Source organism: Paraburkholderia sp. JHI869 (assembly GCF_038900775.1).
GTDB lineage: Bacteria > Pseudomonadota > Gammaproteobacteria > Burkholderiales > Burkholderiaceae > Paraburkholderia.
In genome coordinates this window covers 180,710-194,491 of the sequence record NZ_JAYMSC010000003.1, presented here as the reverse complement: position 1 = coordinate 194,491, position 13,782 = coordinate 180,710, and the positions used below count along the sequence as shown (strand labels likewise).

Annotated in this window: 14 protein-coding genes and 1 pseudogene; 10 read left to right on the top strand and 5 right to left on the bottom strand. The window is 64.9% G+C overall.

Going from position 1 to position 13,782, the window contains the following annotated elements:
- Nucleotides 1–25: 25 nt before the first annotated feature.
- The 3 genes from lpdA (at nucleotide 26) to VSR72_RS07340 (ending at nucleotide 3,273) form a co-directional block, all read left to right on the top strand.
- The gene (gene lpdA, locus VSR72_RS07350) at nucleotides 26–1,456 is read left to right on the top strand and encodes a dihydrolipoyl dehydrogenase (RefSeq protein WP_342951747.1); all 1,431 of its coding nucleotides are present in this window, start codon (nucleotides 26–28) and stop codon (nucleotides 1,454–1,456) included.
- A 115-nt stretch (nucleotides 1,457–1,571) separates the two neighbouring features.
- Nucleotides 1,572–2,669, top strand: a complete 1,098-nt coding sequence (zapE, locus tag VSR72_RS07345; protein WP_342951746.1) for a cell division protein ZapE — start codon at nucleotides 1,572–1,574, stop codon at nucleotides 2,667–2,669.
- A gap of 148 nt (nucleotides 2,670–2,817) precedes the next feature.
- Nucleotides 2,818–3,273, top strand: coding sequence for a transposase (locus VSR72_RS07340; RefSeq protein WP_342951745.1), 456 nt, complete (start codon nucleotides 2,818–2,820; stop codon nucleotides 3,271–3,273).
- Between the two features lie 120 nt (nucleotides 3,274–3,393).
- On the opposite strand, the gene VSR72_RS07335 is transcribed toward VSR72_RS07340, so the two are convergent.
- Nucleotides 3,394–3,858, bottom strand: coding sequence for a DUF2147 domain-containing protein (locus VSR72_RS07335; protein ID WP_342951744.1), 465 nt, complete (start codon nucleotides 3,856–3,858; stop codon nucleotides 3,394–3,396).
- 236 nt (nucleotides 3,859–4,094) lie between these two features.
- Here VSR72_RS07335 and VSR72_RS07330 point away from each other — a divergent pair.
- Both VSR72_RS07330 and VSR72_RS07325 read left to right on the top strand, forming a co-directional pair.
- A pseudogene (locus tag VSR72_RS07330) lies at nucleotides 4,095–4,187 on the top strand (helix-turn-helix domain-containing protein); the annotation flags it as partial.
- 87 nt (nucleotides 4,188–4,274) lie between these two features.
- Nucleotides 4,275–5,012, top strand: coding sequence for a DUF2968 domain-containing protein (locus tag VSR72_RS07325; protein WP_342951743.1), 738 nt, complete (start codon nucleotides 4,275–4,277; stop codon nucleotides 5,010–5,012).
- 154 nt (nucleotides 5,013–5,166) lie between these two features.
- Here VSR72_RS07325 and VSR72_RS07320 read toward each other — a convergent pair whose 3' ends face one another.
- Together VSR72_RS07320 and hfq are read right to left on the bottom strand one after the other, a co-directional pair.
- Nucleotides 5,167–5,355, bottom strand: a complete 189-nt coding sequence (locus VSR72_RS07320) for a hypothetical protein (RefSeq protein ID WP_342951742.1) — start codon at nucleotides 5,353–5,355, stop codon at nucleotides 5,167–5,169.
- A gap of 216 nt (nucleotides 5,356–5,571) precedes the next feature.
- On the bottom strand, nucleotides 5,572–6,072 hold the full coding sequence (gene hfq, locus VSR72_RS07315; protein WP_342951741.1) for an RNA chaperone Hfq: 501 nt from the start codon (nucleotides 6,070–6,072) through the stop codon (nucleotides 5,572–5,574).
- Nucleotides 6,073–6,627: 555 nt separating this feature from the next.
- Here hfq and VSR72_RS07310 point away from each other — a divergent pair.
- The 5 genes from VSR72_RS07310 to VSR72_RS07290 all read left to right on the top strand — a co-directional run bounded on the left by VSR72_RS07310 (nucleotide 6,628) and on the right by VSR72_RS07290 (nucleotide 10,320).
- Nucleotides 6,628–6,774 carry a hypothetical protein gene (locus VSR72_RS07310; protein WP_342951740.1) on the top strand — a complete coding sequence of 49 codons (147 nt, stop codon included), beginning with the start codon at nucleotides 6,628–6,630 and terminating at the stop codon, nucleotides 6,772–6,774.
- Nucleotides 6,775–6,843: 69 nt separating this feature from the next.
- On the top strand, nucleotides 6,844–7,350 hold the full coding sequence (locus VSR72_RS07305; protein WP_342952030.1) for a sigma-70 family RNA polymerase sigma factor: 507 nt from the start codon (nucleotides 6,844–6,846) through the stop codon (nucleotides 7,348–7,350).
- A gap of 71 nt (nucleotides 7,351–7,421) precedes the next feature.
- Nucleotides 7,422–8,243 (top strand): anti-sigma factor, encoded by an 822-nt coding sequence (locus VSR72_RS07300; RefSeq protein ID WP_342952029.1) that lies wholly within the window; start codon nucleotides 7,422–7,424, stop codon nucleotides 8,241–8,243.
- Nucleotides 8,244–8,279: 36 nt separating this feature from the next.
- Complete coding sequence (locus VSR72_RS07295) at nucleotides 8,280–9,881, top strand: FAD-binding oxidoreductase (protein WP_342951739.1); 1,602 nt, start codon at nucleotides 8,280–8,282, stop codon at nucleotides 9,879–9,881.
- A gap of 166 nt (nucleotides 9,882–10,047) precedes the next feature.
- Nucleotides 10,048–10,320 (top strand): hypothetical protein, encoded by a 273-nt coding sequence (locus VSR72_RS07290; protein WP_342951738.1) that lies wholly within the window; start codon nucleotides 10,048–10,050, stop codon nucleotides 10,318–10,320.
- Between the two features lie 28 nt (nucleotides 10,321–10,348).
- Here the strand turns inward: VSR72_RS07290 and VSR72_RS07285 are convergent, their stop codons facing one another.
- Nucleotides 10,349–12,154, bottom strand: coding sequence for an AMP-binding protein (locus VSR72_RS07285; RefSeq protein ID WP_342951737.1), 1,806 nt, complete (start codon nucleotides 12,152–12,154; stop codon nucleotides 10,349–10,351).
- A gap of 226 nt (nucleotides 12,155–12,380) precedes the next feature.
- Nucleotides 12,381–13,598 (bottom strand): MFS transporter, encoded by a 1,218-nt coding sequence (locus VSR72_RS07280; RefSeq protein WP_342951736.1) that lies wholly within the window; start codon nucleotides 13,596–13,598, stop codon nucleotides 12,381–12,383.
- Nucleotides 13,599–13,782 lie beyond the last annotated feature (184 nt).

Sequence of the window (13,782 nt, the reverse complement as noted above, 5' to 3'; positions counted from 1 at the left end):
GCGCTCACGTCTCGAAAGGATGACCATGTCCAAAGAATTTGACGTCGTCGTGATCGGCGCCGGCCCCGGCGGCTATATCGCGGCGATCCGCGCCGCGCAACTCGGCAAGTCGGTTGCGTGTATCGAAAAGTGGAAGAACCCGGCCGGCGCGCTGAAGCTCGGCGGCACCTGCCTGAACGTCGGCTGCATTCCGTCGAAGGCGCTGCTCGCCTCGTCGGAAGAGTTCGAGAACGCCCAGCATCACCTCGCAGACCACGGCATCAACGTGGGCGACGTGAAGATCGACGTCGAGAAGATGCTCGCCCGCAAGGAAGGCATCGTCGAGAAGATGACGAAGGGTATCGAGTTCCTGTTCCGCAAGAACAAGATCACGTGGCTCAAGGGCCACGGCAAGTTCACCGGCAAGACCGACGCCGGCGTGCAGATCGAAGTGAGCGGCGAAGGCGAAACCGAAGTCGTCACGGCGAAGAACGTCATCATCGCGACGGGTTCGAAGGCGCGTCACCTCCCGGGCATTCCGGTCGACAACAAGATCGTCTCGGACAACGAAGGCGCACTCACGTTCGACTCCGTGCCGAAGAAGCTGGCCGTGATCGGCGCAGGCGTGATCGGTCTGGAGCTCGGCTCGGTGTGGCGCCGCCTCGGCGCCGACGTCACGATCCTCGAAGCGCTGCCGGAATTCCTCGGCGCGACTGACCAGGCGCTCGCGAAGGAAGCGGCGAAGCTCTTCAAGAAGCAGGGTCTCGACATTCACGTTGGCGTGAAGGTCGGCGAAGTGAAGGCGACCGACAAGAACGTCACGATCAACTACACGGATAAGGACGGCAACGCGCAAGTGCTCGAAGCCGACCGCCTGATCGTGTCGGTTGGCCGCGTGCCGAACACCGACAACCTCGGGCTCGAAGCGATCGGCCTGAAGGCCAACGAGCGCGGCTTCATCGACGTGGACGATCACTGCGCAACGTCGGTGCCGAACGTCTACGCGATCGGCGACGTGGTGCGTGGCCCGATGCTCGCGCACAAGGCCGAAGACGAAGGCGTGCTGGTTGCCGAAATCATCGACGGCCAGAAGCCGCACATCGACTACAACTGCATTCCGTGGGTGATCTACACCGAGCCGGAAATCGCATGGGTCGGCAAGACGGAGCAGCAGCTCAAGGCTGAAGGCCGTGAAATCAAGACGGGCCAGTTCCCGTTCATGGCAAACGGCCGCGCACTTGGCATCAACAAGTCGGACGGCTTCGTGAAGATGATCGCCGACGCCAAGACCGACGAACTGCTCGGCGTGCACATCATCTCGGCCAACGCATCGGACCTGATCGCGGAAGCCGTGGTGGCGATGGAATTCAAGGCTGCCGCCGAAGACATCGGCCGCATCTGCCATCCGCACCCGTCGCTGTCTGAAGTCATGCGCGAAGCTGCACTCGCCACTGACAAGCGCGCGCTCAACATGTAAGCGCCAAGGGCAGGGCGGCCGATTTTTTGGGCCGCTTTGCCTTGCAGTACCAGCATCACGTACGGAGGCGGGTGGGCTTTTGCTCTCCCGCCTTTCCTCATTTGCGGCCCAGAAAATGAACGTCACCGAATACTACGAAAACGAACTGCAGAAGCGGGGATACAAGCCCGATACGGCGCAACGCGTCGCGATCGACCGGCTGCAGCGGTGCTACGACGAGTGGGTCGCATACAAGTCGCGTCGTTCGAACGCATTCAAGAAATTTCTGATTCACCCGGACTTGCCGCGCGGCGTGTACATGTGGGGCGGAGTCGGGCGCGGCAAGAGCTTCCTCATGGACAGCTTCTATGCTGTCGTGCCGCTGCAGCGCAAGACGCGTCTGCACTTTCACGAATTCATGCGCGAGGTGCACCGTGAGCTCGAAGAGCTCAAGGGCCAGGCCGATCCACTCGACGAACTCGCGCGGCGCATTGCGAAGCGTTATCGCCTGATCTGCTTCGACGAATTCCACGTCTCGGACATCGCCGACGCAATGATCCTCTACCGTCTGCTCGATCGTCTCTTCGAGAACGGCGTGCAGTTCGTGATGACGTCCAACTACGATCCCGATCTGCTCTATCCCGACGGCCTGCATCGCGACCGCATGCTGCCTGCGATCGAGTTGATCAAGAGCAAGCTCGACGTGCTCAACGTCGATGCGGGCGTGGACTATCGCCAGCGCACGCTTGCGCAGGTCGAGGTCTATCACACGCCGCTCGGCGCGGCCGCCGACAAGGCGTTGCGCCACTCGTTCGCGGAGCTTGCCGCGGTGCCCGACGAAAGCCCGCTGCTGCGTATCGAGAAACGCGAACTCAAGGCGTTGCGCAAGGCCGATGGCGTGGTGTGGTTCGATTTCGCGACGCTGTGTGGCGGTCCGCGCTCGCAGAACGACTATCTGGAGCTGGCAAGCCGCTTTCACGCCGTGATCCTCTCCGACGTGCCGCAAATGACGCCTCGTATGCAGTCCGAAGCGCGCCGCTTCACCTGGCTCATCGACGTGTTCTACGACCACAAGGTCAAGCTGCTGATGTCGGCCGCCGTGCCGCCTGAAGAGCTCTACGTGGAAGGCCCGATGGCCAACGAGTTCACGCGCACGGTGTCGCGTATCGTCGAAATGCAGTCAAAGGAATATCTCGAAACACCGCGACGCATCGTCGATACGGCGCTGACCTGATCGCTCGGCGCCCGTGCCTCGGGCGCATCCGCAGGCTAGTCTCAAAATAGCTCTGCGGCACCTTTTTCAGGATTCGGACTCGTCTGATATGGACGGCGGGGGCGAGTGGATATCGTTTGTCGGTACAGCTTCTGACAAAGGACCTTCCATGACCCCGCATCGCGATATTACCGACGAAGAATGGCAGCGCGTGATGCTGCTGCTACCCGAACTGCGCCCACGCACCGAGTTGCGCGGCCGGCCGCTCGCCAATACGCGCTCGGTGCTCAACGGCGTGCTGTGGGTCATGTATAGCGGTGCAACCTGGTCGGCCATGCCGCGTCGCTACCCTTCGTATCAAACCTGCCATCGCCGGTTCAAAACGTGGCACGACAACGGCGCACTCAAGCGCGTGATGGGAGAGTTGTTCGGCGTAGAGGGCGTGACGCTGTGCGACACCATCGAAACGCGCATGCGCAAGCACGCGAGCCGCGCAGAAAAAGCGGCGCGCAGGCAGGAAGCCGCGCGCAACACGCCGCGCAATTCCCCGTTCGTACCGGCGGCGCCGGCACCCGCGTCGTCGCAGCCGTTCAACTATCGCTCGGTGTATCGCCACACGGCGTAATACCGGCGTTTACGCTGTCCCGGCCGAAGCGGCTTCTACGTCCGCTTCGGCCGGTTTGGTCTCTCAGGTTCTCTAACCGCTCCTCTAACCGGTTCGCACACCGGTCCTCAGGTCAATCGCTCACTGCTGACGCACCCACGTCTGCGAGCGGCCGAGCAGCGAAATACCCATATAGCCGCGCACGACGAGCTTCTGGCCGCCGTCTTCCGTATGCATCTTGCAGCGGTACACCTTGCCGTTCTCGGGGTCGAGAATGTGGCCACCGTCATAGCCCTCACCGGTTTTCTTCATGCTGTCGATGATCGTCATGCCGAGGATCGGCTGATCTTTGCGCGAGTCGCTACAGGCCGTGCAGCGCCGGTCGGGCTGGTCATTCGCGCCGAGTCCCTTGATCACCTTGCCGCTCAGGTCGCCGTTGGCGTCGGCGCTGATCTGGACGAGCGCCTTCGGCTGGCCGGTGTGGTCGTCGATGGTCTGCCACACGCCGACTGCCGAGTCGGTCTGCGCGTGTGCGGCGAAGGCGCCGCACAGCAGTGCGCTCGCTAGTGCGGCCTGGCGCGCCGTGCGTACTATGAATTGGTTCATGTCTTCCTCCACTGATCTTGTTTGTCGTCGTGATGCTGCCCCTGCGGCGCACCTGGCGCGCCACGAGGTCAGGGCAGAATACTGGAAAGCACCGTGCGCGTTTGAGAGAAGGAACTCTAGTTTGACCAGGCGCCGTGCACCGCCTTCACTTGCCGGTGCGTGATCCAGCTAGTCACGTGCGTCCCGCGCGAGCTGTGCTGTCGATCAATGCGTCGGCCAGCGTTTTACCTCCACCCGCGATGGACCAAAACGGTTGGAGACGCAAGGGCACCGCGCAAATCCTGGGAATTTCTCGCAAAGTGTTGTGGGAAAAGATACGTAATCGGTAAATTTTCTACGAGGGGCCCGAAATACGTGAAAGTGAGTAATAATTGTGCCGATTTGTAAAAATTAGAACTGTTCAAAGCAGGTACTACATGGACTACAAGTGGAGAGTTCGTCGCACCGCCTTGGCGGCGCTGGTATTAATCGGGGGAATCGGTACGGGCTGCGCACAGACGCCGCCTGACAATTCAGCAGCAGTAGCGGCGCCCGTAGCACAGACCACCGCCGCACCCGCAGTGCAGGAAGAGCAGGCGGCAGCCCCGGCGCTGCCATTGGCCGCGAGCCAGCCGAGCGTACTCACGCCGGATGAAGCGAAGCAGAACGCCGCGGGCAATGTTGCCGAGCTGCAGCAGATGCTGCGAGGCTCGGAGCTCGCCGAACTGCGCACGACCTACAACGGCTCGTATGGCGCAAGCTTGCTGTTTTACGGCAAGGAAATGACGTACTACGTCACGCTGTTCCAGAACAAGACGTTCTGGCGCGTGATCAAGACGAGCGACGAGACGCGCGCTGAAGCGATCTATCGCGACTTCGCGATGAAGTCGGGGCAGCTTGCCGAAGTGGAAATCCGCCGTACGCGCCTCGAGGCGCAGAAAGCGTTCACGGATCGCATGATCGCGCTTACACAGGACCACGCGAACCGGCTCCAGGCGGATCTGGCCATCGCGCGCGAGCAGCAGGCGCTTGTCGCGGACCAGCAGAAGCAGGGTCGCGACCAGGCGAACGCATTGCAGGCGCAGAAGACGGCCGCCCAGGCGCAACTGCGCACGGTGCAGCGTCAGGTGCGCGAGCTTCAGCAACAGGTGGAAGGCGGCCTGCCAATCCACTGATCGGCGGCAGGACCATGACCTTGACGCTCGGTCGGCGCCTGGCCGTTCGACCGGTTGCGCGTCTGGTTGTGCGCTACACGCAGATGCGGCACGCAAAAGGCGGAGCGTCATGGACGCCCCGCCTTTTTTCATGGTGCGATCGTCGAGAGCTCGCTCAATGCTTGCCGTGGCGATGCGCGTCGCGGTCCTTGTGGGATTTGTCTGCCGAATGGGGCTTCGGTTGAGAGCCGGTGGGCGAGGGGTCCACGGCGATCGGATCGCTCGCGGGGAAAGTCTCGTCGAGTGCTTCGTCGAGCGGGTCTTCCTGCGAGGGTTGTGGGGCTTTCGGCTTGGATGCGCTCATGGCGGTCTCCGTGGCGATATGCGTCACGCTCAGAATAACGCAAAGCCAAAATCATGACCGCGAGCGCCGGCCGCGAGGCCGCCTCGAAACGCAGCGCAATGAAAGCCGAACGGAGTGCGCGCGCAAAACGAGCGGGCGCGCCAAGGCGCGCCCGTACTGTGCTGAAGATCGACGTGACTGGCGCGCAGTGCAGCGAGGGCGCCAGCCAGCAGCAGCTTAGCTGTTGCCCGAGCCTTCGCCGCCGTTGCCGCCGTTGTTCACCGCGCCGTAGAGGCGGCGGCGGCGCGTGACGACGACCGGGCCGTCTTGCGACCCGCGGTCGTTGCCGGGCGCGCCCGATGCGCCCGAGGGCGCGCCGGACGGCGCCGACCAGTTCTCGCGCGGCTCGCGCGATTCACGCGGTTCTCGTTGTTCACGCGGACCATGACCGCCGTGACTGCCGTGCGGGCCGCGGCTCGTATGCTCGCCGTGCGAGCTGCGAGGGCCGCCTGGGCGCGGACCCGGACGGGTGCCGGTGTCGAGCTGGATGGTCGAGATGGCGCGCTTGTAGATGCCTTGCAGGCCGACGGGCGTGCGCAGCATCACCAGGTACTGATCGAACGACTCGATGCATCCGGTCAGGCGAATGCCGTTGACCAGATAGATTTCGACGCGCTTTCTTTCCTTACGCGCGGCGTTCATGAAGTCGTTTTGCGGGTGCGATTCTGCGGAAGGCATGGACTAGATTTGGCCAGGCGGCGCAATGCCGCAATCAGTTGGAAACGTTTGCTCGCCGCGATTCTACCTTGTGTCGGCGAAGCGCGCGTGCGGGGAAGTAAGCTTACTGCAGAACTATACCGGCTCACGGCTGCAACGGCAGATTGACGAAAAATGCATCGTTGCGTCCCTTGTCGTCGGCGGCCGGAGAGCGGGCGCATCCGGAGGACAGGTTGCGACGTGCAGCGACTGCGGACTTCGGAGAGCGGCACGCCGACGTGACGCCCGCGGGCCAGCAGACCCGCGACCTTGCGACGCACATGCGCTCACCTCAACAGCGTAGTCCATGACGGCGCCCCATGCTCGACCGATTCGCGGCTGGCTTGCACGTGGTGACCCGCCTGGTCGGCACGCTTGCACGATGTATTTCGATTCGCTTGCGACGATTCTCGCGGTCCACGGGCGCTTTGTTCCGTGCGCAGGCGCACGAAAGGCGAAATCGCCGCGTGCCCGGAATAAGCCTACCCGCCGCAACGTTTAACGCGATATCGGCAATGATCCTCAACGGAGGTGATCATGGAGCGGTTTCGCAAAGTACTCGCGTGTCTCGTTTGTGCGGCGCTGGCCGGCGTTGCGGGTGCAGGTCTGAGCGCGTGCGGCGACATGAATACGGGCGGAGCCTCGTCGAGCAGTTCGGGCGGCTCGTCGGGCGGCGGCTACTGAGCGGCGTGCGGCGTGTTCCGCCATCCGTCGCCGGAGTTCGAAGCGCAGGTCGTGGCGCAACTCGCGCCAATGCGCCGCTATGCGCGCGCCCTGACCGGCGACGCCGCCTGGGCTGACGACCTCGTACAGGACGCCGCCGAGCGCGCGCTCTCACGCTGGACTTCGTTTCGTCCGCAAAGCAATCTGCGCGCGTGGCTGCTTACGATCCTGCGCCATATCTACATCGACCAGTTGCGCGGCCGGCGCGAAATTGCCGTCGACGACGAAGCCGCGCCGTGGCGCACACTCGAAGCGCCGCACGGCGAAGTGGACGGTCTCGTGCTGCGCGATCTGCAGCGCGCGCTCTATGCGCTGCCGGCCGCCCAGCGCGAGGTGTTGCTGCTCGTGTGCGTGGAGGAGTTAAGCTACAGCGAGGCGTCGGCGGTGCTCGGGGTGCCGGCCGGTACGGTGATGTCGCGCCTTTCGCGGGCGCGCGAGCATTTGCGAGCGTTGCTCGACACGGGGCCGGTGCAGGATCCGGGGCGCGATGCGGCGCAACGCGCCGCGCCGCTCAGGGTGGTGGGGAAGCTACGATGAACGACGACGATCTCGGCCACGAACGCAAAGGCGAAGGCGCGCCGCCTGGCTCCGCTGAAGAGGATCTTTCGATGCTGGGCGCTTTCGTTGACGGCGAATTGCCGGCGAGCGCGCGCGAAACGCTCGAGGCGCGTCTCGCGGACGATCCGCGCGCGGCGGCGCGCGTCGCGGCCTGGCGTGCGCAGAAGGCTGCGCTGCGGGCGTTGTGCGAAGGCGCGCGGGTGTCTGGCGAGGATGCGGCGCCCGATGCCGGGCAGGCCGGCGCCGAGCCCGCCGTACTCATCTTGCGTCCGTCCGGGTCGTGGTGGTGGCGCGCCGGCATGGCGGCGGCGTGGGTGGCGGTGGGCGCGGGGCTCGCTGTGGCGGCTACGATGCTCGTGCCGCGGCTCGCGCCCGGTCTCGCTCCGGAACTCATGGCCGGTGCCGCGCCGACGGCCGCACGCAGCGAAACGTCCGAGGCGTTCGCGCGCCGCGCCGACATCGCCTATGCCGTGTATTCGCCGGAGCAGCGGCATCCTGTGGAAGTTGGCGCTGCCGACGAGGCGCATCTCGTCGCGTGGCTTTCCAGGCGGCTGGGCAAGCCGCTCTCGGTGCCGTCGCTTGCCGAGTATGGCTATACGCTCGTGGGCGGGCGTCTGTTGCCCGGCAACACGGGGCCGGCAGCGCAATTCATGTACGAGAACGATGCGGGCGAGCGCCTCACGCTCTACGTGGCCAGTTCGGCCGTAGACCGCGACCCCGTGCGCCTCTTGCGCGACGGCAACCGGCGCACGTTCTACTGGAGCACCGAACGCACGGGCTATGCGCTCTCGGGGCCGCAGACCGAACCGAAGCTGCGCGAGATTGCGCTGGACGTGTGCGGCGCGCTGGGCGGCAAGCCGGGCCAGTGGTGAGGCAGGCACGATGAGCGACGTCAGCGGAGCGTACCCATGAGCGACGCCGCGCGCCATACCGCGCCCACCTTGCCGCCCGGCATCGACGAGGCGCGTTTCGCGCGTGCGCTCGCCGCCTTCGAAGGCATCGTCGGCGCGCCGAACGTCTGCCGTGGCGGCGCATCGCTCGACCCGTATTTCGACCCGTTCGTGCCGCTCGCCGATGCGCATGCCTTCGCACCTTCAGCAGCGATCCTCCCCGCGAGTGTCGAAGAGATCCGCGCGATCCTGCGCGTCGCGAACGAAACGCGCGTGCCGCTCTGGACCGTCTCCACGGGGCGCAACTTCGCCTATGGCGGCGCCGCGCCGCGTCTGGCGGGCTCGGTCGTGCTCGACCTGCAGCGCCTGAACCGCATCCTCGAGGTGGATGAGCGCCTCGCATGGGCACGCGTCGAGCCCGGCGTGAGTTACTTCGACCTGCACGCGCACCTGCGCGAGCAGCATCTGCGCCTGTGGGTCGATCCGCCCGCGGCGGGCTGGGGCAGCGTGGTCGGCAATACGCTCGAGCGCGGCTTCGGCACGAGCGCTTACGGCGACCACGCCGCGTCGCAGTGCGGCATGGAGGTCGTGCTTGCCAACGGCGACGTGGTGCGCACCGGCATGGGCGCGATCGAAAACGGGACGGCGTGGCAACTTTACCGGCCGGGCTATGGGCCTTCGTTCGATGCGCTCTTTACGCAGTCGAATTACGGCGTCGTCACCAAGATGGGGCTCTGGCTCATGCCGGCGCCGCAGGCGTTCGTGATTGGCGAGATCCAGTTCGCGCGCGAGGAAGATCTCGGCGTGCTCGTCGATACGCTGCGCACGTTGCAGCTCGGCGGCACGATACGCCAGCATGCGGCGATCGAAGGCGCGATCCGGCGTGCCGCGAGCCTCGCGCCGCGCTCGCGCTGGTACGAAGGCGAGGGCGCGATGCCTGAGGCCGCAGTTGCCGCTATGCAGCGCGATCTGGGCGTGGGCCGCTGGAATCTGCATTACGCGCTGTATGGCGCGCCCGAAGTGATCGAGATCGAGCGGCGCATGGTCGAGCGTGCGTTCGCCGGCGTGCCAGGTGTGCGTTTCTCGTCGCGGCGCTATGCCGAAGGCGACGAACCGCAAGGCGGCGCCGACCGCAATCTCGCCGGCATCCCGGCGATGAGCGCGTTTCGCATGCTCGACTGGCGCGGCGGCGAGGGCGCGCACGTGGACTTCTCGCCGCTGTGTCCCGCCGACGGCCGCGACGCGCTGCGCCAGTACGCACTCGTCAAGGCGCGCGCGGCCGAGTACGGTTTCGACTACTACGGGGGCTTTACTGCGGCGGGGCGCTATCTGCATCACGTATTCGCGGCGATCTTCGCGCGTGAGCGCCGTGACGACGCCGCGCGCGCGGGCGACTTGCTACGGGCGCTGATGAGCGACGCGGGCGCGGCTGGCTACGGCGTCTACCGCTCGCATTTGCTCTACATGGATTACGCCGCGGCGCAGTACGCCTTCAACGACGGCGCGCTGTTGCGCCTCGCGCAAACCGTGAAAGACGCGCTCGATCCGCAGGGCGTGCTCTCTCCGGGCAAGCAGGGCATCTGGCCCGAAGCGTGGCGTGCGCAGCGCGGCTATACGTGATCGATTTGCTTAAGACTACGTATCGATTGCAGAAAGACGTGCGGAGGATGCGATGGACAGGCGGGCTTTTCTCTGTGATGCAGGTGCAGTAGCGCTAGGCGCGGCTTGGCAGGCGCATCCGCTCGGGGTTGCGTTTGGAGAACGCGCGCCTCGTGCGAGCGCAGCGTTGAGTGCGCCGGTTGCCGTGGTGTTCGACCCGGCGCTCGCGCGGGGTCGCGTGCTCGCGCGCGAAGCGGCGCGGGCGGGCTGTGTTGCGTGGGCCATCGGCGATCGTTGCTCCGACGTGGCCGATACCGACATCGGCACCCTTTGGCACGCGCGTATCGCGCGGCGGCTCGAGCCAGGCACTGCGCTGATTGGCGCGTTGCGTGCCTCGGACCGTTTCGTGCTCGCTCGGCTCGCAGGCGCGCGCGGGGTGACGCTGCGCGACTTTGCTTAGCAAACCTTAGCGATATCGCATCGATGTATCACGTCTGCGGCTTCTTCGCGGTCTTCGCGATTTCTTCGTCGCGCAACTGACGGCGCAGGATCTTGCCGATGGTCGATTGCGGCAGCGACTCGCGGAACTCCACGATGCGCGGCACCTTGTAGCCCGTGAGCTGCTGGCGGCAGAACTGGATCAGCGCGGCCTCTGTGAGCGTGGGATCGCGCTTCACGATGAACACTTTCACGCGCTCGCCCTGTACCGGATCGGGCACGCCGATCGCCGCCACCTCGCGCACGCCAGGGTGCATCGCCACCACGTCTTCGATCTCGTTCGGATACACGTTGAAGCCCGACACGAGAATCATGTCCTTCTTGCGGTCGACGAGCCGGATATAGCCGCGCGCATCCATCACGCCGATGTCGCCGGTCGTGAGCCATCCATCGGCGAACACCTTTGCCGTTTCGTCCGGGCGGTTCCAGTAGCCCTTCATCACTTGCGGGCCCTTCACGCAAAGCTCGCCGGCTTCGCCGATGCCGGCCCATGTGCCGTCGTCCCTGCGAAAGCGCACCTGCGTGGAAGGCGCGGGCAGTCCGATCGAGCCTTCGGGATGCGCCTGGCCCGCGTCCGTACGCTCGACATCGACGGGATTCATCGAAACGATAGGCGAGCATTCAGTGAGTCCGTAGCCCTCCACGACCGGCTTGCCCGTCACGGCCCGGAACCGGTCGGCGACGGCCTTCTGCATGGCCATGCCGCCCGCCATCGCGAGCTTGAGGCCCGAGAAGTCGCGCTGGCGGAATTCCGCGTTATCGAGCAGCAGGCTATAGAGCGTGTTGACCGCGCTGATGCAACTGAACGTTTCATGCCGCAGCACCTTCATCACGCGCTTCACGTCACGCGGATTGGCGATCAGGATGTTGCGTCCGCCGAGCGCGAGGAAGATCAGCGCGTTGATAGTGAGCGAATAGATGTGATAGAGCGGCAGCGGCGTGAGCACCGTTTCGGCTTTGGCGTCGAGCTGGTTGCCGACCCAGGCCTTTGCCTGCTGCACGTTCGCAAGCACATTGCCGTGCGTGAGCATCGCGCCCTTCGCGACACCGGTGGTGCCGCCCGTGTACTGGAGGAACGCGAGATCGTCGGCGTGGGTCGCGAGCGGCGCGTGTGGCGCGCGCGCGCCAAGCGCCAGTGCGTCGAGAAGGCGCACCGCCTGCGGCAGGTGGTAGGGCGGCACCATCTTCTTCACATGGCGCAGCATGGCGTTGATGAAGCGGCCCTTGAGGTTCAGTCCTTCGCCCAGCAGGTCGCCGAGCGCCGTCACGACGATGCGTTGCACCTGCGTGCCGGGCAGCGCCGTTTCGAGTGTGGCCGCAAAATTCTCGAACACGACGATGGTCTGCGCGCCACTGTCCTGCAACTGATGCGCAAGCTCGCGCACGGTGTAGAGCGGGTTGACGTTGACGACCACGGCACCGGCCTTGAGCGTGCCGAAGAGGGCGACCGGATACTGCAGCGTATTGGGCAGCATGATCGCGACACGGTCGCCTGGGCGCACGCCCGCGCCTTGCAGCCACGACGCGAACGCAGTGGCCTTGCGGGCGAGCGCAGCATAGGTCATTGGCGAGCCGGCGCTCACGTAGGCGACGCGATCGCTGAAGCGCGCCGTGCAGTCGTCAAAGAAATGGGTGAGCGAGGCGTACTGACTGGCGGCGATTTCGCGCGGCACGCCGGGAGGGTACGAGGCGTACCAGATGCCGTCGGTGTTCGGTGGGGCCGGCTGAGATTGGGCTGCCTGAGGTGCGGAGGCTGCCACGGGACTCGCCGGATCAGGCTGGGGCGTTTCGTTCATTGTGGATCTCCGGACGGTCGGGCGACCGAGTGCGAATGCGTGTGCGCCTTCATCATGCAACGCTGCGCGCCGCAGGGCCAGGAGGTCTTACCCGGTGTGCGAGCGCGCGCTCGGCAGTAGTCAGAACCAGCAAAAAGGCCGTGCGGGCGAAGAACCCGGCACGGCCTTTCATTGCGTTGCTGCGGTGCGGCGGCGTTTCGTTGCGGGGGCCGCCGCGTGCGGCACGTCAGGCGTCCGACACCGCTTTTGCAGTCTGCGTCATGTCGATGCCTCGACGTTCGCGGCTGAACGGGATCAGCACCGCGATCACGACGGCGACCGTGCCGGCGACGATCGCCATGGCCATTGCGTAGTTCTGGTCGTGCGTTTCGGCAAGCGACGCCTGCAGCGTGGCGTTCACCGACGCGAACAGATTGCCGAGCTGGTAGACGAGGCCCGGGAAGGTCGCACGCACTTCGTCAGGCGAAATCTCGTTGAGGTGTACCGGGATCACGCCCCAGGCGCCTTGCACCGAAATCTGCATGAGGAACGCACCGAGCGCGAGCAGCACCGGGCCTTGCGAGAAGGCCCACAGCGGCAGCACCGGCAGCGCGATCAGCGCGGCGATGAAGATTGCCTTGCGACGGCCGATCTTTTCGGAAACCTGACCGAAGAAGAGGCCGCCCACGATCGCGCCGAGATTGAGCACGATGGTGATGATCGAAACCGTGTGCGGGTCGAAGTGATGCTGTTCGCGCAGGAAGGTCGGATACAGATCCTGCGTGCCGTGCGAGAAGAAGTTGAACGCCGTCATCAGCACGATGGCATACAGGGAAAGCTTCCAGTTGTGCTTGAGCGTCGTGAGCAGGGTCGGACGCGCGCGCTTTTGCATCTCCTTGAAGGCCGGCGACTCGGGCACGTGCATACGCACATAGACCACGAGCAGCGCGGGCAGCACGCCGACGAAGAACATGCCACGCCAGCCGATGTACTGATACAGCACGCCGAACACGATCGAGGCAAGCAGAAAACCGCTCGGATAGCCCGCCTGCAGCAGGCCGGAAACGATGCCGCGCGACTTGGGCGGGATGGTTTCCATGGTGAGCGCGGAGCCTACGCCCCATTCGCCGCCCATCGCGACGCCGAAGAGCGCTCGCAGGACGATGAAGGTCGCGAGATTGGGCGAGAAGCCCGTGAGCAGTTCGAGTATCGAATAGCACGCGATGTTGATCATCAGCGTGGGACGGCGGCCATATTTATCGGCGAGTCGGCCGAAGATCAGCGCGCCGAGCGGGCGCATGGCCAGCGTCAGCGTAATGGCAAAAGCCACTGCCGGGATTTTGGTGTTGAATTCGGTGGCGATGTCTTTCAGAACGAAAACCATCAGAAAGAAATCGAATGCGTCGAGCGTCCAGCCGAGGTACGCCGCGATCGTGACGTTCTTCTGTTCACGCGTCCAGCTCATGTTGATTGTTCTCCTTTGAAACTGGGGCAATGCCATGTCTCCTGTCGGTCGCAGTTAGCGCTTCAGCGCTCACTGCAATCGCATGTACTGCCGGCATTGCGTTGTGTGGCTTGATTGTGTCGCTTGAGCGGCCCCCCCGTAACGGGCCGCGCGCGAGCAGTGTACGCCCGGCATTAAACATTTG